Here is a 24582-nt window from a genome sequence, read left to right on the forward strand (position 1 = left end):
CTCCGCCCTTCCGGGCCGCGCTCAGTACGTCAGCGCCTCGGGGAGAATCCCGCCGAGCGACTCGGCGGGGCTCTCCCTCATCTCACCTCATCTCATCGCCGCGAGGGCGGGAACGAGATCTCCTCGCTCCAGACGATGTCCTGGCTCTTCGCCGAGTAACGACCGGTGGCGTAGTGCTGGTTGAGCGGTTGCCCGGCCTTCTTCTCGTACCAGTCGCTGTAGCCGCCCCACCCCGGGCTCGGGCGCGAGGCCGAGAAGATGGTGCTGTTGTTGTGCACCTTGAACCCTACGGTCGCCTTCCCCGTCTTCGCGTTCACCGAGAGGACCTGGTACTTGAGGGTGTACGAGCCGAGGTACGCCGCGGAGGTGTTCGTCGTGAAGTCGCGGACGAGCTTCACCCAGGACTTCCCCTCCTCGTCGTCCTGGCCGAGGCGATACGGCTTCTCGTGCCACTTGTCACCGGCCTTGAGCTTTCCGCTCCCGAGGTCCTTGGCGATGGCGTCCTTCGTGTAATCGACGTGGGCGTGCTCCTTGAGGGTCTTGGTGAACCTGCTGTTGCCGTCGAGGACCCGGTGCTTCGGCCCCTTGCCGCTCACCCAGTCGTAGCCGAGATCGAAGGCCGAAGGATCGCGGGAGGTGCCGAAGAGGGTGGGAACGAGAAAGCGCAGGGGATACTTTGTGGCGCTTATCGAAGCGGCGTTGGAGTCGAAGACGCCGCGGACACCGGCCATCCAATAGCGCGCGAAGCGGTCCCGCCTCTTGTCCAGGTCCCTGAGGAACTTCGCACGAGCCTTCTTGATCTTGAGGGACCTCACGAAGGCCGCTTTGGCCTTCGCCTTGTTCGCCCTCGCCAGATTGGCCTGGTACCTCGGGTCCTTCAGGATCCTGAGCCTGGCCTTCACCGCCTTCTTGGCCTTGACCCTGACGTATCTGACGACCTTCTTGACGCTGTCCCGGATGCGGGACACCACCTTGACCACACCGCGCGGCTTGTGGCGGATCACTCTGACGACCCGGTGCTTCTTGCGCGGCTTGAGGACCGACTTCACAGCACGTCGGGTGACCGACTTGACGGCCTTCTTCACCTTGTTGATGAAGCTCGGCCAGTGACCCGTGGGGTCGGTGGCCGACATCGGGTTGTCGTCCGCGTAGGCGTAGCGGTTGGCGCCCACCGACGCCGGCAGCGGCGAGAGGCTCACCGTGTCCCGGCTGGTGAACTGGCCGGCGTCCGGCGAGTACCAGCGCGCGGCCATGTTGACCTTGGAGGTCTCCGGGTCGGTCCAGCCCGACTGGTAGCCCAGGCTGCCGAGGAACCCGCTCGTCTGCGACACCTTGCCGAACGGGGAGTACGTCCTCGAACCGATCAGTGCCTCGCCCACAGCGGTGAACTGCGCCACCACGTCGTCGTGCAGGTCCGTGAGGGCCAGCACCGAGGAGCCGGGCGTCTTCACACCCAGCAGGGAGCCGTCGGCGTTGCGGCTGTAGGACGTCACGCCGTCCGAGGCCACGTCGTTCCCGACGCCGCTGTACGCGAACGAGAACAGGCCGGTGCCCGTCTCGTCCTTGGCCTCCAGGACCCGGTCGAGACCGTCGTACGCGTAGGTACGGTCGCCCTCGTTGACGACCCGGTTGAAGGCGTCGGCCTTGATCGCGACGGTGCCGCCGACGTTCGTGACCTGACTCAGCGTGCCGCGGGCGGTGTACATGTACGTGTCGTCGCCGGCCCGTGTGAGCCGGTTGCGGGCGTCGTAGGTGTACGTGTCCGCGCCCACCTGGGTCCGGTTGCCGGACTTGTCGTAGCCGTAGGACTCCGTCGTCGTCCCGTTGTTCCAGGACGTCAGACGGTTGGCCCAGTCGTACGTGTACGTGTTGGCGGAGGAGCCCGCGAGACCGGCCGTCGTCTTCGACGTCATGCTGCCGTTCTCGTCCCAGCCGTAGTCGATCGAGGACAGGATCCCGCCGGTCGGGGAGGTCAGCTTGTCCTGGGTCACCCTTTCCAGAGCGTCGTACGAGAAGGCCCGCTTGGACTTTCCTGTGCCGTAGTCGATCGACGCGACGGCGTTGTTGACATCGTAGGCGTACGTCGCCGTCGTGCCGGTGGCGCCGTCGTCGACGGTCTTGAGCCGGCCCGCGGTGTCGTAACCGTACGCGGTCGTGCCCGAGGCGTCGGTGCGTGCGGTCATCGCCCCGTCGGCGTTGTACGCGAAGGACGAGGCGCCCGACGGACCCGCCGTGGACAGGAGCTGGCCGCGGTCGTCGTAGGTGAAGGTGCTCTTGACGTCACCGGCACCCGCGACGGCCGTGACCCGGTCGTCGGAGTCGTACGTGTAGGTGTGGTCGACCGTGGCCGCCTCCGCACCCGTACCCGACTGCCGGACGAGACGGTCCTGCGCGTCGTACTCGTTGACGACGTTCACACCGCCCGGGGAACGGATCTCCTTCGCCCGGCCGCCCGCGTCGTACACCGTGGTGAACGTCCGGTCCGCCGCGGCGGGGTGGGACGGCGTGGACGGCTCGATATCCGACTCGACCAGACCCCAGCTGTTGTACGTCGTGAGGAACGGGTTGCCCCGGCCGTCGGTGAAGCGCGTCCGGTTGCCCTCCGCGTCGTAGCCGAAGGTCGTGGTGATCGACTCGGTCGCCGAGACCGGCTGCACCGCCTTCGTGACGGCACCCGAGGCGTCCGTCGTCAAGGTCGTGGTGCGGCCCCGGTAGTCCGTCACCGAGGTGGCATTGCCCTCCCTGTCGTAGGTGGTGCGCATGGTGCGCAGCACCGCGCCCTGGGCGTCCAGGTCGCTCGTGGCGACAAGCTGCCCGAACGCGTCGTACGTGTTCTTCGTGCTGGTGCCGTCCGGGTCCGTCGCGGTGAGGACGTGGCCGTCCATGTCGTACGTGAACCGGTTGATGTGGCCCGAGGCGTCGGTGACCTCGGTCTTCTCTCCCAGCACGTTGTACGTGTACGACTCCGGGACGCCGGCGGCGCTCACCGTCCGGGACAGCTCGCCGCCAGGAGCGTCGTACTCGTGGGTCACGGTGTGCACCCGCTGCGTGGGCTGCCGGACGATGTCCGAGACCGTGATCCGGCGACCCCGGTAGTCCCAGGTGCTCTCCTGCCGGGCGCCGTTCGCCCGGGTGCCCGAGAGCTCGTCGCCGTTGGTGGTGTAGGTGTACGTCGCCGTACCGCCGCCGGGCTCCGTGACCGAGGCCTTGTCGCCGAGCTGCGTGTACGTGTAGGTGGTGCGGTTACCGAGCTCGTCGACCTCCGCCGAGAGCTGGCCGAGCCTGTTGTACTCGTTCCAGCTCGTGGCCTGGATGGGCGTACCACCCGCCGGGGTGTACCCGGGCAGCTTCGTCGACGTCTCCCGGCCCTCGGCGTCGTACGCCATGACCGTCACGTTGCCGAGGTTGTCCGAGGTCTCGGTCAGCTCGCCGAAGGTGTTGTAGCCGGTGAGGGACACGGGCCGGACCGCGACGGGAGCGCCACCGTTCTGCTCCGCGTCGACGACCGGCTCGGTGACGACGGTCTGCCTCTCCTCCTCGTCATGGCTGTAGTCGGTGACGTCGCCGTCGGCGTCCGTCATCGACAGCGGCAGGCCGCGCTGGTCCAGGTTCCACGAGGTGGAGCGGACGGAGCTGCCCGCTGCCGGGAGGGTGCCGCCCTTGACCGCGGCGACCTGCGCCGGGGTCAGTGCCTCGCTGTAGACCTGGACGTCGTCGATACCGCCCTTGAACTCGTAGTCGTAGTTCGCGGCACCCATCTGGTGACGGCCGATCTGGAACGGACCGGTCGCCTCCCAGTTGCCGGTGACGGCGACTTCCTGGGCGAGCGTGCCGTTGACGTACAGGCGCAGCTTTCCGGCCGGTGCGTCGTACATGCCGACCAGGTGGGTCCAGGCTCCGGCGACCGCCGCCGACGGAGCGGAGACCGCCCGGTCGTAGGCGAGGGGCAGCGCGTCCGTGCGCGGACGGGCGAACGCCCAGCCGGTACCGGCCGCGTAGTACAGCACGAAGCCGTACACGGTGTCGCCGTCCTGGGACAGCACCGTCCGTCCCGCGGTGAGGTCGGACAGCTTGGCCCAGGCCGAGACCGTGAAGCTGCCGGCCGTGTTCACGGCCGGGCCCGAGGCCTTCGCCCAGGAGTTGACGTCACCGTCGAAGGCGGCGCTGCCGCCCCGGTCGGTGTTCCAGTGCATGCCGGTGCCGTGCGTGGCGGTGTTGTTCGCGCCGGAGGAGTCACCGACGGAGTAGCCGGTCGTCTCGTCGAGCTTCCAACGCGCCACCGGGGCCGTCGTGCCGTCGTGCACGGTGTTGCCCGTGACGTTGCCGAGCTTGTCGTGCCGGGTGTCCGTCGTGGACGTCTGGCCCGTCGCCGGGTCCCGCTCCGTCTCGGACACCATGTTGTCGTCCGGGTCGTAGGAGACCGTCTTCGACCGTGCGAGCCCGTTCGGGTCCAGGACCGAGGAGACCGTGCGGTCGGCCGCGTCGACCGAGAAGGTGGTGCGCTTCCGGCCGTCGTCGGTGATCTGCTCGATCAGGTTCCCGGCCGCGTCATAGCTGTTCGCCTGCTCCGTGAACGACTTGCCCGACTGCGGGTCCTTGCGGACCACGCTCGCCGGCAGGCCGTCGTCGGTGTAGGTGTAGGCCGTGACATAGCCCATCGCATCCGTGATGGAGGCGAGTCGGCCCGCGGGGTCGTACGCCCGCGACTCCCGGACGAGAGTCGTCGGCGCGGAGGGGTTGTTCGGGTCGCCCGTGTAGTTCAGCAGGTTGGTGGTGAGCGGTCGCTGCTCGCCGTCGAAGGTGGAGGTGGTGACGTTCCCGACCGGGTCCGTCTCCTTGACCTTGTTGCCGTACGCGTCGTACTCGTACGACGTGGTGTCGCCGCCCGGGTCCGTCTTCGTCTGCAGGCGGTTGTGCGCGTCGTACGTCATCGACGTCGTACGCGCCGTGTCACCACCGGTCAGGTCGGCGACCGTCTGGGACAGGATGTTGCCGTCCGGGTCGAACGCCGTCGTCGTCCCCGCCTGGTGCACCGCGCCGGTCACCCGGTTGGTGACCTTCGGGTCGGTCGCGGTGACGACGTGGTCGTTCTTGTCGTACGTCTGCGAGGTGGTCAGACCGGCGGGGAACGCGTCCGAGATCTCGGTCTCGGACACCGCGCGGCCGAGGTTGTCGTAGGTGTACTTCACCTTGGCGCCGTTGGCGTCGACGGCCTCGGCGAGGTCACCGTTGGCGTAGTAGGTGTGAGTCGTCCTCTTGCCGCCCGGGGTGGTCACCTGGGCGACGAGCCCGGCCGGGGCCTTGGCGGTGCCGCCCTCCGCCGCCACGGTGGACGTGGTGGTGTACACCGTGCTGGTGGTACGGCCGTTGGGGTGTCCGGGCACCGGCGGGGAGGTCACGGCCGTGACGTTGCCACCGGTGTCGTAGGTGTACGTGGTGAGGTAGGTGTTGTCCGTCGGACCGGAGGAGCGGCCGTCGCGCTCGGTGAGCACCAGGTCGTTCCGCGGGTCCATCGGCGGGAAGGCCGTGGTCGCGTCCGGGAAGTACGTGAAGTACTCCGTCGAGCACTTGTTGGCCGCGGTGTCCTGGCACGTGGTCTTCGAGACCGCGTTGCCCCGGACGTCATGACCGGTGATGGACCGGTTGCCGTTGGCGTCCGTCACGGTGTGCAGGAAGCCACCGGTGTCGTAGCCGTAGGTGGTCCGCTTGCCCTCGGTGTCGATCGCGGCGAGGAGGCGGTTGCCCAGCTCGGCGTCGTAGACGTAGGTGAGGGTCTTGTCGGTCGGTGTCGTCAGCTTGACGGTCCGGACCGGGGCGACACCGGAGGACGCCTTGTAGGCGGACCAGTGCTTCTCGACCTCGGCCGCGGTCAGGCCCTTGGAGTAGACCGCGACATCGGCGATGGAGCCGGTGAAGTGGCTGATCCCGTCGGGCGCGTTGTACCAGTTCGTCGAGAAGCCGGCGCCGACGTAGGTCCGCGACGTCGTCTCGGCGTTGGCCGCTCCGGTGCACGTGCCCTGCTTGACGCCGTCGAGGTAGAGCGTCTGCGTGGTGCCGGTCGCGGACAGCACCGCGTGGTGCCAGGCGTCGTCGGTGACGGTCGCCGTGGAACCCATGGTCGCGGTGGCGTTGCAGGTGGAGCTCCACCAGTGGCCGCGCAGCTTGCCGTCCGTGCCCACGTACAGCAGATCACTGTACGAGCCACCGACACCGGCGGGGTCGTTCAGCGCCCGCGTCTGGTCGCTCATGAGGACGCCGGGATTGGCCGTCCTGAACCACAGCTCGACGGACCGGTCCGGCTTGTTGTGCCAGACGCCGTGCGGCACCTCCACAGAGGAACTCGTGCCGTCGAACTGGGCCGCCGTGACATCGGCGGCGCCGAACGGACCCTCCACACCCTGCGTCACGTTGTTGTACGTGCCGAAGCCGGTGTGCAGCTCGTTCGCTGCCTGCGGCGCGGCAAGGGTGTCGTCCAGACGCCAGTAGCCGGCGGGCGTGGAGCCCATCACGGCCGAACGGTAGACCTGCGAGGAGCCGGTGACCGTGGCCGGGTTGAGCTTCCAGGTGCCGCCGTTGCCGTCGGTGGCCTGGAGGACCAGGTCATCGGCCGTGTCGTAGACGACCGAGGCCTGCGTCTTGCCACCCGGCGTCGTGATCTTCTGCAGCAGACCGGCGGACCGCTTCGCGGCCTGGTACTGCGCGGAGATCACCGAGGCGGGAAGCGGCTCGGCGTAGATGGCCACCTCGGCCATCTGACCCGAGAAGTGCCCGAGCTTGTCGTTCGGGTTCATCGACGGCCAGCCGTTGGTGTTCACACCCGCGCCCAGGCTGATGTAGGGCTGCACCCAGTCGTTGATCGTGCCCGTCAACGAACCCTGCGAGACACCGTCCAGGTACAGGGTCTGGCTGCTGGCCACGCCGGTGAGGACGGCGTTGTGCCACTGCCCGTCGGTGACGGTGGCCGTCGACGTGATCGTCGACATGCAGCCCGGCGACATCGCCAGGCAGCCACGCAGCTTGCCGTCCATGCCCACGTACACCGCGGGGGTGTTCTTCGTGGTGTTCGCGACCGGGTTCGGGTCGCTCAGCGGCTTGTCACCGTAGTAGAACAGCACACCGCCGGCCGTGGTCGTCTTGAACCACAGCGACACCGACGTGTACGACGGCGTCGCACCCGGAGCGCTCGGCATCTCCACGTACGACGTCGTGCCGTTGAAGGTCGCCGTCTTCTGCGTCGAACCCGCCAGCACCGACGAGGAGCCCAGCGTCACATCGCGGTACGTGCCGTTGTACTGGCCCTGGTTCGTGTCCACCGCGTCCGCGGCGACCGTGCCCGACGTCTCGCCGAGCCGCCAGTAGGCGAACGGGTCGGCGTCGAGGACCGTGGTCCGGTAGTGGTTACCGGTGGCGTACGTGTACGTCGTGCACTTGGTCCAGTCGGCCGGCGGGCACACCTTGGTGAGCTGGTCACCGCTGTAGCCGTACTTCCACGTCTTCACGCTGGCGGCGTCGCCGACGACCGACGGGTCGGTGAAGACGGTCTCCACGTGGGGCGCGGTCGCGTCGACCGGCGTGATCCACGTCAGGCCGAGGGAGCGCTTCGACGTGGTGTTGGTGATCTTCGTCAGGCGCTTGCTCGTGTCGTACGTGAACGTCTCCGCCCGGCCGCCGAAGTCCACGATGCCGGAGATCGCGTAGACCCCGGCCTTGCCCGTGGCCTGTGTGAAGGAGTAGGCCGTGAAGTCCTTGTCCGTCAGCTTGAACCCGCCGGTGACCGCTTCCAGTCGCGCGTAGCGGCCCAGCGGCGGCACGTACGTACCGTTGCTGTTGCGGGCGAACGCGACCTGCTCACCGCCCGGGTAGGTGATGACGACACTGGTGATCACGCCCGCCGCGTCCTTGACCTCGGCCGCCTTCATGTCGACGACCGTCGACCAGCCGGCGCCGAAGGCGCTGTCCACGCGCGGGTCGAGGCTGTTGTACGAGCGCTCGATCTCCAGGGACGGGCCGATCACCGGCACGTCGGCGTCGGTGTCCTCGGTCGTGTAGTTGCCGTCCGACGGGTCGAAATCGTGGCCGTGGGTGTTCTGCGCCAGGCCCGAGGTGACCGGCGGCTGCGGCACCGCGGTCGTGAAGCGGCTGGACCGCGTGACCTGCGTCGTGCCGTCGGTGACACCCACGTACCAGAGGTAGTTCTTCGACCAGCTGAGCTTGGCCGCGGGGACCTTCCAGCTGCCCTTGGTGAGCGCGCCGGAGGTGGCGACGGGGGTGGTGGAACCGCTGTCGGCGTCGTAGACCTCGAACGTGTACGACAGCGGGTTCGGACCCTTGTCGGCGTCACTGGCCTGGACGATCAGCTCCGGCTGGAGGGTGTTGGCCTGGAAGTTCTCCGGCGGGTAGGAGGCGTTGACCTGCGGGGCCGAGTTGGCTGTGTAGGTCAGCTCCAGGGCCGGACGGAAACCGGCGGTGGCCGCGTTGTCCGAGTGGAACTTCTTCCAGTGCAGTCCGTCGCCGGTCGGCGCGGTCATCGCGAGACCGTGGTTCGCCGCGCCACCGGCGACCTGGTTGAACCACGTGGCCGACAGCGACACCGGCATCTTCACACCGACACTCGCCGAGTTCGCGTCGTTGGAGCAGGACGCTCCGGGCGCGGGCGTCGCCGTGCCGATGGCGGCGCCGTACGTCGGGCCGGGGTAGGCCGTGGTCGTGGTCGGCGACCACGACTGGGTCACCGGGTGGACCGTGAACGGCTTGGCCACACAGGTCGAGGACCAGAGCGCGTAGACGTTCAAGGTGGCGGCGGTGACCCGCTGCCCCGCCAGCGTGGTGCCCAGCGAGGAGAACTGCAGGAACGAGTTCGCCTTGTTGGTGCCCGAGTCGTACGAGCCCACCTTGATCTGCGTCTCGGTCGAGCGGTCCGCGCTGTAGTTGCTCTGGACGTACGTGGAGTTGGACGTCGTCACCGTCGGGTCGACGGTCACCGGGTAGATCCGCTCGGGCGCGTCGAGCCACTTACGGTCCGCGGTCATCCGCAGGGCGGGCTCGCCGTCGAGGGTGATGAGCTCGTAGCTCACCGCCCGGGACTGCGCGGCGTCGCCGGAGCGCGGGTCGATCGTGGAGTCCTCCATGTACGCGTGCGGGATGGTCGCGGTGACCTTGCCCGTCGCGTCCGTGAACTCCACGTCACCGTCGGCGGCCAATCGGGGGGTGAGCCCGTTGGTTGCGAGGGGGAAGGTCCACGAGTTCGATGCGCTCGGGGACTTCAGGACGATGTTCTCCTTGAAGCCCTCCGCGAGGGGGATGAGCTGGAGGTCGGTGTCCGCCAGCACACCCGCGTAGGTCACCGTGCCGTTGGCGGCCACGGTGGGCTCGGCCTTGGCGGCGCCCTTCAGCGCGTACCCGAACGAGCGCCCGGCGCCGAAGTCGACCGACGCGAGCTGCCGGTCGGCTGCGCTCCGCGCGAACTCGACGTCGAGCGAGTTCGCGCGCTGCTGGAGCCGGCCGTCCGTGTCACCGGTCAGCCGGGTGTCGATCGGCTTCCATGTGCCGTCGGCCGCCTTGAAGTTGGCGCGGCCCGGGTGGTGGCGGACGGTGGTGGAGCCGTCGGCGTTGACGTAGTAGTCCGACGTCGCCGTCGACTTCTTGGCGTCGCGCTTGCTGGTGCGGGCGTCGAAGCTCTTGGCGTCACCGGGGGCGGCGCCGGTCCTGGCCTGTCCGGGCTTGTCGGTGTGCCGCTTGAACGGATCGAGCTCGCCCTTGCCCTTACCGGGCTTGCGGCCCGCGTCACCTTCTTCGCTGGTGGCGTCGGACGAGGCGTGATGGCTCTTGCCGCGGGCGGTACCGCCCTGCTGGTCAGGGGTGTCGAGCGGGCTCTCGTCGGCCCACTTCAACAGGCCGGAGAGGGAGAGTTCGGGCATGCGCACCGCTTCGAGCGTGGCACCGGTGGCCATCGCCGACTCGGTGGCGAGCATGCAGGAGAAGGACGTCAGGACGAAAAGAGCCGTAGCCCTCAGTCTGCGTCTACCGGAACGACCCGGTGGTTGCAGTCGAGGGCTACGGACCCGAGGAACGCGCATGGGCCAGCCTTTAGTTATGTTGTGTTCACAGCAAACCTCCAGAGCCTGCCCGAGATACGCACACCAGTTCCACTCATCGCCGTCGGCATTTGCATGATCGTTACGCGCGAACGCGTGCTGGGGGTCGGGACGAAGCCCCTCAGCCCTTCTTCAACCCCAGGACCTCCGCCGCCGCGAACGTCTCGCCCGCCGGACGCGTCGCGTAGTGCGGGGACAGCAGCCCGTCCAGCTCCTCGTAGGTGAACGCGTCCTTCGCCGTGTCGAACTTCGCCGCGACCTTCGGGCGGTCCACGATCGCGACCATCCCGCCGTGGACGACCAGCAGCTGGCCGTTGACGGCGGCCGCCGCCGGCGACGCCAGATAGCCGACCACCGGCGCCACATGCTCCGGCGCCAACGCGTCCAGCTCCCCCTCCCCCGGCTCCGCGAAGCCGGCGAAGACGTCCTCCGTCATCCGGGTCCGCGCCCGCGGGCAGATCGCGTTCGCCGTGACGCCGTACTTCGCCAGCGCCAGCGCCGTCGACGTCGTCAGCCCCACGATCCCGCCCTTGGCCGCCGCGTAGTTCGGCTGTCCCGCCGAACCCGCCAGGAACGCCTCGGACGAGGTGTTGACGATCCGGCCGTAGACGCCGGACTCCCCCGCCTTCGCCCGTCCCCGCCAGTGCACCGCCGCGAAGTGGGTCGTGTTGAAGTGGCCCTTCAGATGGACCCGGATCACCGAGTCCCACTCCTCCTCGCTCATCGAGAAGACCATCCGGTCCCGCAGGATGCCCGCGTTGTTGACCAGAATGTCCAGCTTGCCGAACTCGCCGACCGCCAGGTCGACGAGGCCCCGCGCGGTCTCGAAGTCGGCGACGTCGCCCAGGTGCGCCACCGCCCGGCCGCCCGCCGCGCGGATCTCCGCGGCGACCTCCTCGGCGGGGGCGGCCGACGCCTCGCCGGAGCCGTCCCGCCCCGGCTGCCCGTAGTCGTTGACGACGACGGACGCGCCCAGGCGGGCCAGTTCCAGCGCCTCGGCCCGGCCGAGACCCCGCCCGGCGCCGGTGACGATCGCGGACAGCCCCTCAAGAGGGAGTGACATCGAATCGCGTCCTCTCAGATCTCGATGCAGGTACGCAGCGCGACACCCGTACGCATCTGCTCGATCGCCTCGTTGATCCCGGAGAGCGGCACCCGGTGGGTGATCAGCGACTCCAGGTCGATCCGGCCCGCCCGCCAGAGCGCGATGGCCCGCTCGTAGGAGCGCAGCACGTCACCGCCCCCGTACATCGACGGCAGGATCTTCTTCTCGTCGAAGAACAGCTCGAACATGTTGAGCTGCAGGAAGTCGTCGAGCGCGCCCGCGCCGACCACGCAGAGCGTGCCGCCGCGCCGGGTCGTCTCGTACGCGGTGCGGGCGGTGGCGGACTTGCCGACGACCTCGAAGACGTAGTCGAAGCCCTCGCCCGCGGTGATCCGCTGCTTGGCGTCGGCGAGCGCGTCGGGGGCGACGGCCTCCGTCGCGCCGAAACGCAGGGCCGCCTCGCGCCGGGACTCGACGGGGTCGACGGCGACGATCTGGGCGGCGCCCTGGAGCTTGGCGCCCTGGATCGCCGAGATGCCGACGCCGCCGCAGCCGATGACGGCGACCGAGGAACCGGCCTCGACCCGCGCCGTGTTGATGGCCGCGCCGAGCCCGGTGGTGACGCCGCAGCCGATGAGGGCGGCGATGTCGAAGGGCACGTCGTCGGGGATCGGCACGGCGCAGCCGGCGTCGACGACGACCTCCTCGGTGAACGTGCCGGTCCCCGCGAAACCGAAGACCTCCCCTCCGGGCCTGCGGAAGTTGGGGGTGCCGGCGTTCATGAACCCGGCCAGGCACAGCTGGGTCTGGCCGCGCTTGCACGCGGGACAGGTCCCGCAGGCGGGCAGCCAGCACAGCAGGACCCGCTGTCCTTCGCTCAGCCCGGTGACGCCGTCGCCGACGTCGAGGACCTCGCCCGCGCCCTCGTGGCCGGGGATGAACGGCGCGGGCTGCGGGAGCACGCCGCTCATGGCGGAGACGTCGGAGTGGCACAGTCCGGTCGCCCTGACCCGGATCCTCACCTTGCCGGGGCCGAAGCCCACCGCCTCGACGTCGTCGAGGACTTCCAGTTTGTCCTGGCCGATCTCGTGCAGTACGGCTGCGCGCATGGTGCGGCTCCCTCCGGGAGATCAGGGGTTACGAATACTCGACGAGGGTGTCGGCGAGCACGGGAGCGTCCTCGCGCTCGACCGCAGTGACCGACACCTGGACGCGGCCGGGCTCGGGAGAGTCCTGCCACATCCGGATACGCAGGGTCTCGCCGGGGAAGACGATCCCGGCGAAACGGGTGCGGTACGACGTGACGCGGGCGACGTCTCCGCCGAGCACCGTGTCCACCACCGCCTTGAGGGTCATGCCGTAGGTGCACAGTCCGTGCAGGATCGGCCGGTCGAAGCCGGCGAGCTCGGCGAACTCGGGGTCGGCGTGGAGCGGGTTCCAGTCGCCGGAGAGCCGGTAGAGCAGCGCCTGGTCCTCCCGTACGGGCCGCTCGACGGTCTTGTCGGGCTCCCGGTCGGGGAGTTCGAGGCGCTCGGAGGGTCCGCGGTCGCCGCCCCAGCCGCCCTCTCCCCGTACGAAGATCTGGGCGTCGCTGGTCCACAGCGGACCGTCGTCGTCGGCGACCTCCGAGCGGAGGACGAGGACGGCGGCCTTTCCCTTGTCGTGGACGGCGGCGACGCGGGAGGTGGTGACGGCGCTGCCCTTGACGGGGATGGGCCGGTGGAGGGTGATCGACTGGCCGCCGTGCAGGACGGCGGCGAGGTCCACCTCGATGCCGGGCGCGGAGAGCCCGCCGACGACTCCCATGCCGGCACCGGCGACGGTGGCGAAGCTGGGCAGTACGTGCAGCCGGGATTCGAGGGTGTAGCGGAGCTCGTCGGGGTCGGTGGCGGGGGTGCCGGCACCGAGGCCGAGGTGGTAGAGCTGGATGTCCTTGTGGTCCCAGGCGATCTCGGCGCTGCGGGGCTCGGCGGCCACGGCCTTGGCGGCGTCAATGGGCATCGGGATGCTACTCCTTGGAGATCCCGGAGGATCCTTGAAGAGGGAAGACCTCGGTGCGACCGTCCGCACCGTCGGCCACACCGAGGCCGTGCGGGACCGTCCCGTACGCGCCGTTCTAGAACGCGTTCTAGGTCGGTGATCCTCATGTATAGCCGAGCGGGTGGGGGTTGTGAACCCTCCCGACGAGACGCACTGACGGTACGTCAGATATGGCGGGGCGGTCCGGCGCCCGGGCGGCTGCGCGAGCGGGACCCGGCGTCAGGCGGCACTCTTGATTCGGGACCCGCGCCGCGGGGCGGGTTCCGGGTCGCCTCGGCACGGGCTCATGGCGGCTTTGGTGTCGAGTGAGCGGAGCCACACGATGATCAGAATTCTCCTCGCCGAGGACCGGGGCACCGCGACGCGGGGCGGGCTCGCGCTGCTGCTCGGCATGACACCCGACATCGAGGTCGTCGCCCAGGTCGGCCGGGGTGACGAGGTCGTGGAAGCCGCCCTGATCAGCCGCCCGGAGGTGGCCCTCCTCGACACCGAACTCCCCGGCCGCGCGGGGCTCGACGTGGCGGCCGACCTCCGCGACGAGATCCCCGACTGCCGGGTCGTGATCCTGACCACCTTCGCCCGCCCCGGACACCTCCGCCGCGCCCTGGCCGCGGGGGCGGCGGGCTTCCTCCTGAGGGACGGTCGGGTGGACGACCTGGCGGAGGCCGTCCGGCGGGTCGTCCGCGGCGAGACGGTCGTCGACCCGGCTCTCGCGGCGGCCGAACTCCCGGCGGGCCCGACGACCGAGCCCCGCCCTCCGGCGCGCTGATACGGCTCACGTCGCTTGGTTCAGGGGCCTCTTGGGGCCGGAACCGCTGGTACGGCGCTCTCCCGGCCGGTCAGGAAGGGCTCGGCTTCACGTCCGTCCCCGCGCTGCCGCGGGCTGATGCGTCGTGGCCCTCGGGAGCCAGAGCAGCATGAGGAGCGCCGCCGCGAGGAGCACCCCCGTGGCCGTGCGGAAGGCCAGGGCGTAGCCCTCCGTCAGGGCATCGGGGGTCGTGGCGCCGGCCGTGCGGGCGGCGGCCACGGTGGAGAGGACGGCGAGACCCAGGGCGCCGCCCATCGTGCGGGAGGTGTTGACCAGGCCCGAGACGAGGCCGGCGTCGGCGGGTGCGGCGCTCGACGTGGCGAGGGTGGCCAGGGGGGTGGTGAGGAGGCCGATACCGGCCATCATCAGGATCCCGGGGCCGAGGATGGTGGTCAGGAACGTGCCGTCGGCGGTCATCGTCGACTGCCAGCCGAAGCCGGTCGCGGCGACGAGGGCGCCGATGACCGCGAGGTTGCGGGCGCCGGTGGTCGGCATCAGACGGGGGGCCAGTTTCGAGCCCACGATGACGCTGACCGAGCTGGGGACCAGGGCCAGGCCGGCCTGGAGGGGGGTGTAGCCCAGGACGTTCTGGGCGTACACGGTCATGAAGAACCACATGCCGAAGGAGGTCGAGCCGGCGAGCAGGATCGACACGTTGGCCGCCGAGACCGCCCGTGAGCGGAAGACCTTCAGCGGCATCAGCGGGGCCGCCGAACGCGCCTCGACGGCGACGAAGACCGCGAGGAGGGCCAGGCCGGCGAGCAGCGGGATCAGGGTGGGCGGGGCGCCCCAGCCGCCCTCCTCCGTCTGCACGATGCCGTACGCGACGGAGGCGAGACCTCCGGTGGCGAGGACGGCGCCCGGCAGGTCGAGCCGTCGGCCGCCGCCGGTGCGGCTCTCGCGCAGCCACATCCCTGCGCCGACCAGGACCAGGACGCCGACGGGGACGTTGATCAGGAGCACCCAGCGCCAGGAGAGCAGGTCGACGAGGACACCGCCGACGAAGCCGCCCGCCGCCCCGCCCGCCGCGCCGACGGCCGTCCAGGTGCCGATGGCCCGGGTCCGCGCGGGCCCGGCGGGGACGGCGGCGGTCACGATGGTGAGCGTCGCGGGCGCGAGGACCGCGGCGCCGAGGCCTTGGACGGCCCGCGCGGCGATGAGCTGCCAGCCCTCCGACGCGAGCCCGCCCCCCACGGAGGCCGCCGTGAAGAGTCCCAGGCCGAGGAGGAACATCCGCTTCCGACCGAAGAGGTCCGCCGCCCGCCCGCCGAGCAGCATGAACCCCGCGAACGCGATGGAGTACGCGCTCAGCACCCACTGCAGTCCGGTCCCCGACAGCCCGAGGTCCGCCCGCATCGACGGCAGCGCGACGTTCACCACCGACACGTCGAGGACCACGAGGAACTGCCCCGCGCACGCGGCGAGCACCACGAGCCAGGTGCGCGGGGCGGGGCGTAGGGAGGACGACCGTGCGGTGGCTGATTCGGTGCGGACCATGCCTGTGATGGTCGCAGACCGCCCGTGACCCGTACATCGGGATTCGGACCTACGTCCGGGGCGCGGGGGCCTACGACCTGCGGAGCATCGTCACGACCGCCGCGCCGCCCAGGCCGATGTTGTGCGCGAGGCCGACGCGGGCGCCTTCGACCTGTCGCGCGCCCGCCTCGCCCCGTAGCTGCCAGACCAGTTCGGCGGCCTGGGCGAGCCCGGTGGCGCCCAGGGGGTGGCCCTTGGAGATCAGCCCGCCCGACGGGTTCACCACCCACCGCCCCCCGTACGTCGTCGCACCCGACTCGACGAGCTTGCCGGACGCGCCCTCCTCGCACATGCCCAGGGCCTCGTAGGTCAGCAGCTCGTTGATGGAGAAGCAGTCGTGCAGTTCCACCACGTCCACGTCCTCGATGCCGAGGCCGGACCGCTCGTAGACCTGCCGGGCCGCGGCGCGGGACATGGGGCGGCCGACCGCGTCGATGCACGAGCCGGAGGAGAAGGAGTCCTCCGTGTCCGTCGTCATCGCCTGGGCCGCGATCTCGACGGCCTTGTCGTGCAGCCCGTGTTCGACGACGAACCGCTCCGACACCACGACGGCCGCCGCCGAGCCGTCCGAGGTGGGCGAGCACTGGAGCTTGGTCAGCGGTCGGTGGATGGTCTTGGCCGCGAGGATCTCGTCGACCGAGTACACGTCCTGGAACTGGGCGTTGGGGTTGTTCGCCGAGTGCTGGTGGTTCTTGGCGCCGACGGCGGCGAGCTGCACCTCCGTCGTCCCGTACCGCTCCATGTGTTCCCGGGCGGCGTTCCCGAAGATCTGCGCGGTGGGAGGACTCATCTCGAAGCCGTGGCCCGCGGCCATGATCCCGTAGTGCCGGGCGACCGGAGACGTCTTGAAGTCTCCCCCGTCCGATCCCCCGCCCAGCGCCCCTCGCGCCATCTTCTCGAAGCCGAGCGCGAGAACGCAGTCACTGACCCCGCCCTCCACGAACTGCCGGGCCATCATCAGCGCCGTGGACGCCGTCGCGCAGTTGTTGTTGACGTTGTAGACCGGGACACCGGTCAGGCCGAGTTCGTACGCCGCGCGCTGCCCGGCCGTCGACGCCTGGAAGCAGTAGCCGACCGGCACCTGCTCCACCTGCGCGTACGAGATCCCGGCGTCGGCGAGCGCCGCCGTCCCGGCTTCCTTCGCCATGTCCCAGTACTGCCAGTCGCGCGTCTCGGGCTTCTCGAACTTCGTCATCCCGACGCCGACGATGTACGCCTTCCCCATCTTCGGTTCCCCCTCAGTCTCTCGGCAGGCCGAGCAGGCGCTCGGCGACGACATTGAGCTGGACCTGCGTGGTGCCGCCCGCGATGGTCAGGCAGCGGGACATCAGCAGCCCGTGGACCGCCCGCTCCCCCGCCCCTTCGCGCACCGCGCCCTCGGGGCCGAGCAGTTCGAGCGTGAGCTCGGCGACCTTCTGCTGGTGGACGGTCTGGACGAGCTTGCGGACGGACGCGCCCGCACCCGGTTCCAGACCGGAGACCTGGAGCATGGTGGTCCGCAGCCCGATGCAGGCGAGCGCGTGCGCCTCGGCGGCGAGCGCCCCGATCCGTACCCGCACGGCGCTGTCGGCGTCGGTCGCCCGGTCGATCAGCGCCTCAAGGCCGGAGTCGAAGGCGACCTGGTCGGCCATGTGGACGCGTTCGTTGCCGAGGGTGTTGCGGGCGACCTTCCAGCCGTCGTTCACCTCGCCGACGACGGCGTCGGCCGGCAGCAGGACGTCGTCGAAGTACACCTCGTTGAAGAGCGAGTCCCCCGTGATCTCCTTCAGCGGCCGGATGTCGATCCCGGGTGTGTTCTTCATGTCGACGAGGAAGTACGTGAGCCCCCGGTGCTTGGGGGCGTCCGGGTCCGTCCGGGCCAGCAGGATGCCGTGGTCGGCCCACTGGGCGGCGCTCGTCCACACCTTCTGCCCGTTGATCCGCCAGCCGCCGTCCTCGGTGCGTTCGGCCTTGGTGCGGAGGGAGGCGAGATCGGATCCGGCGCCGGGCTCGGAGAACAGCTGGCACCACAGCAGCTCACCGCGCAGGGTGGGACCGAGGTAGCGCTCCTGCTGCTCCGCCGTCCCGTACGCGAGGAGGGACGGGACGACCCAGGTGGCGATCCCCAGCCCGCTGAGCGTGACGCCCGCAGCCGCCAGCTCCCGTTGTACGGCGAGCTGCTGGAGGGGTCCCGCGCCGAGGCCGTACGGCGGCGGCAGGTGCGGGGCCGCGTAGCCGGTGGCGGCCAGGGCGCGGCGGGCGGCGCCCGGGTCGAGGCCGACGGCGGGGGCAATGGCCGCGCGCGCCTCGGTCCGGAACGCGTCGGCCTCGGGAGGCAGTTCGAGCCGGAGCTCGCGCCGGGTGCCCTGGGCCGCGAGACGGGCGGCCTGCGCGCGGTGGGTGTCGCCCGGGCCGAGGAGCTGGCGGGCGACGAGGGCCCGGCGGAGCGAGAGATGGGCGTCGTGCTCCCAGGTGAAGCCGATGCCGCCGAGGATCTGGATGCAGTCCTTGGCGCAGTCGTACGCGGCGTCGAGGGCGGTGGCGGCGGCGAGCGCGGCGGTCAGGGAGCGCGACTCCTCCTCGGTGGACCGGGCCGCGTCCCAGGTGAGGGCGCGGGCCTGCTCGACCCGTACGAGCATGTCGGCGGAGAGGTGCTTGATCCCCTGGAACTGCCCGATGGGCCGCCCGAACTGCTCGCGCACCTTGGCGTACTCCGCGGCCGTCTCCAGCGCCCGGGCGGCGTTCCCGCAGGCGTCGGCGGCGTGGAGGACGGCGGCGAGATCCAGTACGAGGGTGGGGTCGACGCCCAGGACCCGGTGCGCGGGCACGTGCGCGCCGGCCGCGGTGACCTCGGCGGTGGGCCGGGTGGGGTCGGCGCTCTCGTGCGGGCGTACGGCGAGGCTGTCGGCGTCCACGGCGGCCCAGACGGTGCCCCGCGCCGTGGTCGCCGCGAGGATCAGCAGGTCGGCGTGGGCGGCGCCGAGAACGGGCGGCGCGGCCCCGTCGAGGAGCAGCCCGCCTTCGGTCTCGACCGCGGTCAGCCCGCCGGGGGCGAGGGCGACGGCCCCGATGCGCTGCCCGGCGGCGAGGGCGGCGGTCAGCTCCGCCTGTCCGGCCCGGGCGAGGATCTCCCCGGCGAGTACGGAGGGCAGGTACGGCCCGGGGAGCAGCGCACGCGCGGCCTCCTCCAGGACGACGGCCAGATCGACGAGATCGCCGCCCCCTCCCCCGTACTCCTCGGGCAGATGGATCCCGAGGAGCCCCTGCTCGGCGAGTCCGTCCCAGTGCGCGGGGCGCCCGGTGACGGTGTCGGCCGGCGCGTCGAGAAGCTTGCGGATGTCCTCGGACGGTACGGCCCGGGCGAGCCATCCCCGCACGGACCGGGCCAACTCCCGCTGCTCTTGCGTGATTCCGATGCCCATGCGCGGCAGACTAGAACACGTTTCAATCTGACGGAAGGTCAGATACGGAGATCGGCCGTCTCCGCGCGCCGGTTCCGCCACCACGGAGCGAGCTGGACGACACCGAACGCCACCTCGACGGCGAGGAACAGCCACAGCACCCGCGTGGCACCGTGGGCCAGTGCGTACGTCTGCCACGCCGCGAACAGGGCGCGGGCGACGCCGTCGAGGAGGCCGTGCAGGGCGATCGGCCGGACGATGCGCAGGACGGCCCAGACGACGACGACCGAGCCCATCAGATTCGCGTACAGGACCTGCATCGGCTCGAGTTCGGGCATGCCGCCGAGACCGAGCGCCCGACCGGCCGACGACAGCGCGTCGTGCACGAGCACGTACGTCCACGGCGTCACGAATCCGGCGGTGACGACGAGGTCGTACCAGGCGCTCGCACGGACGAGGCGGAGGTAGGAAGGGTTCACGATGAGGCTCCTGCGGGGTCGTGGGGTGGCACGTCGTGGGGTGGCAACGGGCCTCACGCTAAACAGTGGAGTACGGTCCAAGGTCAAGCCCGCGACTCGACGGAGGAGCCATGCGCATCGGAGAGTTGGCCGCGCAGGCCGGCACGTCCAGGGACACCATCCGCTTCTACGAGAAGGTCGGCCTCATCGAGGGCCGGCGGCTGCCGAACGGCTATCGCGACTTCCCGCCCGAGGCCGTGCCCTGGCTGCACTACGTCCGCACGGCGCAGACGCTCGGCTTCTCCCTGGCGGAGATCTCACGGACCGCCGAGGAACTGCGGCAGGCGCCGGACGCCTCCGAGGTTCTGACCGCGCTGCTCAGGGAGAAGATCCAGCTCATCGACGCCCGCATGTCCGAACTCGCCGCCCTCCGGGCCGACCTCACCACCCGCGTCGACACGAACTGCCCGCTACGACCGTCCGACGCCTCCCGCCGGACCTGACCCCGTCGCCCGCGGTGCCCGAGGGCGACGCATAGGGTTCCCGCATGCATCTGGACGAGGGACGAAGGGCCGCGGAGGCCGGGGACTGGGTGGCCGCCGGGCACGCCTTCGTACGGGCCGCCATGGAGGGCAGCGCCGAGGGCGCCGAGCTGGCGACCCGGGTGACCGTCGAGCTCGTACCGCTGGCCGACGGCGGATCGGCGGAGGCCGCGGCACTGCTCGCCGGGATCTACCTGGAGTACTTCACCGAGGACGCCCTCCCCCTGGCCCTGAGGTACGCCCGCGCCGCCTCCGACGCCGGGCTCCCGGCCGGACAGCGCACCTACGGGCACATGCTGGTGATGGGCCTCGGCGTGGACGAGGACGCCGAGCGTGCGACCGAACTCTTCCGGGCGGCCGCCGAGGGCGGGGACGCCTACGGCATGTTCAATCTCGCCCAGCTCGTCGACGACCCCGACGAGTCCCTGCGGCTGCTCGAAGCGGCCGCGCGGGAGGGAATCGACGACGCCGGCGCCGTACTCGGCGACCGGCTCTCGGAGCAGGACCGGGACGAGGAGGCACTGGGCTGGTATCTCTGGGCCGCCGAGCGCGGACACACCGGAGCCATGAACGCCGCCGCCTGCTGGTACCGCGACGGCTTCGGCACGGCGCCCGACCCGGTCCAGGCCGTGCGCTGGTTCTTCGTCATGCTCGCCCACGGCGACGGCGACGGCATCCACGAGGCCATCCAGCTCGCGAAGGCCGGGGCGCTGGACGAGCACCAGATCCGCGAGGCCGGCCGCCTGGCCGGCGACCCGTCGTCGGCGGAAGCCCTGATCGGCACCGTCCTGGGCGCCGCCTGAAGCGGACCGAGGACGGGCTCGGCCCCCGCTTCGAGCAGCGGTCTAGCATGAAGAGCAAGGCTTCATCTCCAGGCCCGGGCCGCAGCGCCAGGGAGGCGCCGGTATGGCGTTCGACACGGCTGGTTTCGAGCAGGCGGACGACTGCCGTTACATCCCGATCTCCGAGCACGGCCTGATCGGCGATCTCCGTACGACCGCCCTGGTCGGCACGGACGGCACCATCGACTGGTACTGCTGCCCGCGCTTCGACGCGCCCAGCGTCTTCGGGTCCATCCTCGACGCCGACCGGGGCGGGTCGTTCGAGTTGGCCGCCGAGGTCCCGACCCGCACCAGGCAGTTCTACTTCCCCGACACGAACGTGCTGATCACGCGGTTCTTCGCCGCGGACGGGGTGGCGGAGATCCAGGACTTCATGCCCGTGGTCGACGAGTCGCGCGAGGCGGCCCGGCACCGGCTGATCCGGCGGGTGATCTGCGTCCGCGGAACCCTCCCGTTCAGGGCGCGGATCGCCCCCCGCTTCGGCTACGGCGCCGAAGCGCACACCACGCACCTCGAAGGCAACGCGGCGGTGTTCCGCTCCCCGTCACTGACGCTCGCGCTGACCGCCACCGCACCCCTGGAGAGCGACGGCCTGGACGTGTGGTCGCGCTTCAAGCTCCTCGAGGGCGAGTCCAACGTGTTCGCCCTCGACCAGATCGGCGACGACGTCCCACCCCGGTCGTGCCCGCGCGCCGAGGCGCAGGAGCAGGCCGAGGCGACCGTCCGGTTCTGGCGCCACTGGCTGGCCGGTTCGCGCTACCACGGGCGGTGGCGGGAGATGGTGAACCGCTCCGCGCTGGTGCTGAAACTGCTCACCTACGCGCCGACCGGTGCGATCGTCGCCGCACCGACCACCAGCCTGCCCGAGCAGATCGGCGGCGAGCGCAACTGGGACTACCGCTATGTCTGGGTCCGCGACGCCGCCTTCTGCGTCTACGCGATGCTGCGCCTGGGGTTCACCTCGGAGGCCGAGGCGTTCATGGGGTTCATCTCCGAGCGGGGCATCCTGCGGGGCATGCGGGAGAGCGGTCCGTTGCAGATCATGTACGGCATCGACGGGCGCACCGAGCTGCCCGAACGCGAGCTTCCGCACCTGGAGGGATACCTCGGCTCCGCGCCGGTCCGGGTGGGCAACGCCGCCACCGGCCAGCTCCAGCTGGACATCTACGGTGCGCTGATCGACTCGATCTACCTCTACGACAAGTGGGGGCAGCCGATCAGCAGTGACCGCTGGGACGAGGTCGGGGCCGTGGTGGACTGGCTGTGCGAGCACTGGGACCAGCCCGACGAGGGGGTGTGGGAGACCAGGGCGGGCCGGCGGAACTTCGTGTACTCGCGGCTGATGTGCTGGGTGGCGCTGGAGCGCGCGATGCGCATGGCGAACCACCGCGGTCTGCCGGCGGACCTGCCCCGCTGGCGGGAGTCCCGGGACGCGATCTACCGGCAGATCATGCGGCGCGGCTGGTCGGCCGAGCGAGGGGCGTTCGTCCAGGGGCTGGACGACCACGTGCTGGACGCCTCGCTGCTGATGATGCCGATGGCCAAGTTCGTCTCGCCCACCGACCCCAAGTGGCTCTCCACCCTGGACGCGCTCACCTCGGACCTGGTCTCCGACTCACTGGTGTACCGCTACGACCCGACCACCAGCCCGGACGGCCTGCACGGCCCCGAGGGCACCTTCTCGATCTGCTCCTTCTGGTACGTGGAGGCGCTGGCCCGCGCAGGCCGGCTGGAGGAGGCCAGGCTCGCCTTCGAGAAGATGCTCACCTACGCCAACCACCTGGGCCTGTTCGCGGAGGAGATCGGCCCGACCGGAGAACAGCTGGGCAACTTCCCCCAGGCCTTCACCCACCTCTCGCTGATCAGCGCCGCCTTCAACCTCGACCGCGCGCTGGGCTGACGCGGCATCACCGCTGGGGCTCAGGACCCGGGTTGGGCGATGTCGCGCGGGGCGGGGGTGACGTCGCAGGGGTCAGTGGCCAAGTCCATGTCCCGGACGTCGCAGGCGATCCGGCTGAGCAGGGTCCGGAACGCCTGGCGCTCGTTCTCGTCGAGCGTCTCAAGGAGCCGGTCCTCGGCTTCCCGTACCTGCCGCTGCAGGTCCCGGAGGGTGTGGACGCCCTGGGCGGTGGCGACGATCTTGCGCTGGCGTCGGTCGGCGGGGTTGAGCCGGCGCTCGACCAGTCCGGCCGTGACGAGGTCGTCGATCAGGTAGGTCATCACCGTGCGGTCGATCCCCAGGTACGTGGCCAGGGCGAGCTGGTTCTCCTGGTCGCCTCGGGCGACGACGGCGAGCGTGTGGTAGCCGCGGGCACCCTGCGGGACGCCGTCGAGGGCCGACGCGACGACGGTCTGGTACGCGCGAATCAGGACCAGGAGGGAGAGACCGAAGTCCCCCGCGAAGCCGACACCGTCGGCGACCGGCGTGGTCGGTGTCTCGGCGCTCATAAAAGGAATGATACCCACCCATTCGTTGTTGGACAGATCATCTGCTCAGCATGCGATCTACCAGACAACGCACTTCCGTGACGAAGCGCCGCAGACGAGAAGGCCAGCGTCATGCTCAAGATCGGCATCATCCTCGGCAGCACCCGCCCCAACCGCAACGGCGAACAGGTCGCGAAGTGGGTGCTCGACATCGCCTCGCGGCGCAGCGACGCCACGTTCGAGCTCATCGACCTCCGCGACCACCCCCTGCCGCACCTCGACGAGCCGCTCCCGCCGTCGCTCGGCCAGTACCAGCACGAGCACACCAGGCAATGGGCGGCCAAGATCGCGTCGTTCGACGGGTTCGTCATCGTGACACCGGAGTACAACCACGGCATCCCCGGCACGCTGAAGAACGCCATCGACTTCCTCTACGCCGAGTGGAACAACAAGGCGGTCGGCTTCGTGTCGTACGGCGGCGTCGGCGGCGTACGAGCCGTCGAGCACCTGCGCGCGGTCGCCGCCGAGCTCCAGATGGCCGACGTACGCCAGCAGGTCACGCTGTCGATGATCACCGAATTCGAGAACTACAGCGTCTTCAAGCCCGGCGACTACAACCTGCCCGCCGTCGACACGATGCTCGACCAGGTCATCGCCTGGAGCACCGCGCTCGCACCGCTGCGCCTGGCCTCGGCCCTAGCAGCCTGAGCCGCCCGCCACAACAGGAGTTCGACATGAGCAATGCACTCGACTGGAACGCGAAAACCATCGCGGAGTTCCGAGCGAACGAGGGCAGGGTCGGCGGGGCCTTCGAGGGCGCTCCGCTGGTCCTCGTCCATCACCGCGGCCGCAAGAGCGGGCAGGAGCACGTCAACCCGATGATGTACCTCCCGCACGACACCGCGCCGGACATCGTCTACGTCTTCGCGACCAAGGGCGGTGCACCCACCAACCCGGACTGGTACCGCAACCTGATCGCCGCCGGCGAGGGCACCGTCGAGCGCGGCACCGCGACCTACCCGGTGACCGTCCGCGAACTGACCGGCGCGGAACGCGACCGCATCTACGCCGAGCAAGCGCGGCGTTACCCCGGCTTTGCCGAGTACGCACGCAAGACCGCCGGAATCCGCGTCATTCCCGTGCTCGAACTCCGGCGGGCGTAGCGCACCCGCGACCGAGCGGATCGACACCATCGCCGATTTCGCCGCCGCCGAGAAGTTCGGGGTGAAGACTGACGGAGGAGTCGCGGCCGGGCCGGGCGCCAAGGTGCTCGCCGAGCTTGCCGGCCTGATCGCCGACGGACACCTCGACGTGCCGATCGCGAACGTCTACCCGCTGACGCACGTCCGCGAGGCCTACACCGAGCTCGAACGCCGCCACACCCACGGCAAGATCGTCCTCAGGCCCTAG

15 protein-coding genes and 1 pseudogene are annotated in these 24582 nt (G+C 70.4%); 7 read left to right on the forward strand and 9 right to left on the reverse strand.

The window, feature by feature from the left end; translation table 11 throughout:
- Positions 1-92: 92 nt before the first annotated feature.
- The 4 genes from ACFV9D_RS07840 to ACFV9D_RS07855 all read right to left on the reverse strand — a co-directional run bounded on the left by ACFV9D_RS07840 (position 93) and on the right by ACFV9D_RS07855 (position 13140).
- A complete protein-coding gene (locus tag ACFV9D_RS07840) occupies positions 93-9971 on the reverse strand; it encodes a LamG-like jellyroll fold domain-containing protein (RefSeq protein WP_385142565.1) in 9879 nt (3292 codons plus the stop codon).
- Between the two features lie 244 nt (positions 9972-10215).
- Positions 10216-11157: a 3-oxoacyl-ACP reductase gene (locus tag ACFV9D_RS07845; RefSeq protein WP_385142568.1), complete on the reverse strand. Its 942-nt coding sequence runs from the start codon at positions 11155-11157 to the stop codon at positions 10216-10218.
- A gap of 14 nt (positions 11158-11171) precedes the next feature.
- On the reverse strand, positions 11172-12248 hold the full coding sequence (locus ACFV9D_RS07850) for a Zn-dependent alcohol dehydrogenase (protein WP_385142571.1): 1077 nt from the start codon (positions 12246-12248) through the stop codon (positions 11172-11174).
- A gap of 28 nt (positions 12249-12276) precedes the next feature.
- Positions 12277-13140, reverse strand: coding sequence for a MaoC/PaaZ C-terminal domain-containing protein (locus ACFV9D_RS07855; RefSeq protein ID WP_385142574.1), 864 nt, complete (start codon positions 13138-13140; stop codon positions 12277-12279).
- Positions 13141-13501: 361 nt separating this feature from the next.
- On the opposite strand from ACFV9D_RS07855, the pseudogene ACFV9D_RS07860 reads away from it, so the two are divergent.
- Positions 13502-13918, forward strand: a pseudogene (locus ACFV9D_RS07860) (response regulator); the annotation flags it as partial.
- 117 nt (positions 13919-14035) lie between these two features.
- Here ACFV9D_RS07860 and ACFV9D_RS07865 read toward each other — a convergent pair.
- The 4 genes from ACFV9D_RS07865 to ACFV9D_RS07880 form a co-directional block, all read right to left on the reverse strand.
- A complete protein-coding gene (locus ACFV9D_RS07865) occupies positions 14036-15484 on the reverse strand; it encodes an MFS transporter (protein ID WP_385142577.1) in 1449 nt (482 codons plus the stop codon).
- A 70-nt stretch (positions 15485-15554) separates the two neighbouring features.
- On the reverse strand, positions 15555-16748 hold the full coding sequence (locus ACFV9D_RS07870; RefSeq protein WP_385142579.1) for a lipid-transfer protein: 1194 nt from the start codon (positions 16746-16748) through the stop codon (positions 15555-15557).
- A gap of 13 nt (positions 16749-16761) precedes the next feature.
- Positions 16762-18924: an acyl-CoA dehydrogenase gene (locus ACFV9D_RS07875; RefSeq protein ID WP_385142582.1), complete on the reverse strand. Its 2163-nt coding sequence runs from the start codon at positions 18922-18924 to the stop codon at positions 16762-16764.
- A gap of 38 nt (positions 18925-18962) precedes the next feature.
- Positions 18963-19385, reverse strand: a complete 423-nt coding sequence (locus ACFV9D_RS07880) for a hypothetical protein (RefSeq protein ID WP_385143188.1) — start codon at positions 19383-19385, stop codon at positions 18963-18965.
- 107 nt (positions 19386-19492) lie between these two features.
- Between ACFV9D_RS07880 and ACFV9D_RS07885 the strand changes: the two genes are divergently transcribed.
- The 3 genes from ACFV9D_RS07885 (at position 19493) to ACFV9D_RS07895 (ending at position 22645) form a co-directional block, all read left to right on the forward strand.
- The gene (locus tag ACFV9D_RS07885) at positions 19493-19864 is read left to right on the forward strand and encodes a MerR family transcriptional regulator (RefSeq protein WP_385142585.1); all 372 of its coding nucleotides are present in this window, start codon (positions 19493-19495) and stop codon (positions 19862-19864) included.
- A 44-nt stretch (positions 19865-19908) separates the two neighbouring features.
- A complete protein-coding gene (locus ACFV9D_RS07890) occupies positions 19909-20706 on the forward strand; it encodes a tetratricopeptide repeat protein (RefSeq protein ID WP_385142588.1) in 798 nt (265 codons plus the stop codon).
- 103 nt (positions 20707-20809) lie between these two features.
- Entirely contained in the window at positions 20810-22645 is a 1836-nt protein-coding gene (locus ACFV9D_RS07895; protein ID WP_385142591.1) for a glycoside hydrolase family 15 protein, read from the forward strand.
- 20 nt (positions 22646-22665) lie between these two features.
- Here the strand turns inward: ACFV9D_RS07895 and ACFV9D_RS07900 are convergent, their stop codons facing one another.
- The gene (locus ACFV9D_RS07900) at positions 22666-23193 is read right to left on the reverse strand and encodes a MarR family winged helix-turn-helix transcriptional regulator (protein WP_385142594.1); all 528 of its coding nucleotides are present in this window, start codon (positions 23191-23193) and stop codon (positions 22666-22668) included.
- Between the two features lie 111 nt (positions 23194-23304).
- Here ACFV9D_RS07900 and ACFV9D_RS07905 point away from each other — a divergent pair, with 111 nt between their 5' ends.
- From ACFV9D_RS07905 to ACFV9D_RS07915, 3 genes are all read left to right on the forward strand, one after another.
- Entirely contained in the window at positions 23305-23880 is a 576-nt protein-coding gene (locus ACFV9D_RS07905) for an NADPH-dependent FMN reductase (RefSeq protein ID WP_385142597.1), read from the forward strand.
- A gap of 26 nt (positions 23881-23906) precedes the next feature.
- A complete protein-coding gene (locus ACFV9D_RS07910; protein WP_385142600.1) occupies positions 23907-24335 on the forward strand; it encodes a nitroreductase family deazaflavin-dependent oxidoreductase in 429 nt (142 codons plus the stop codon).
- Positions 24336-24396: 61 nt separating this feature from the next.
- The gene (locus ACFV9D_RS07915; RefSeq protein ID WP_385142603.1) at positions 24397-24582 is read left to right on the forward strand and encodes a zinc-binding dehydrogenase; all 186 of its coding nucleotides are present in this window, start codon (positions 24397-24399) and stop codon (positions 24580-24582) included.

The organism is Streptomyces sp. NPDC059875 (assembly GCF_042731085.1).
In the GTDB taxonomy this organism is placed as follows: Bacteria; Actinomycetota; Actinomycetes; order Streptomycetales; family Streptomycetaceae; genus Streptomyces.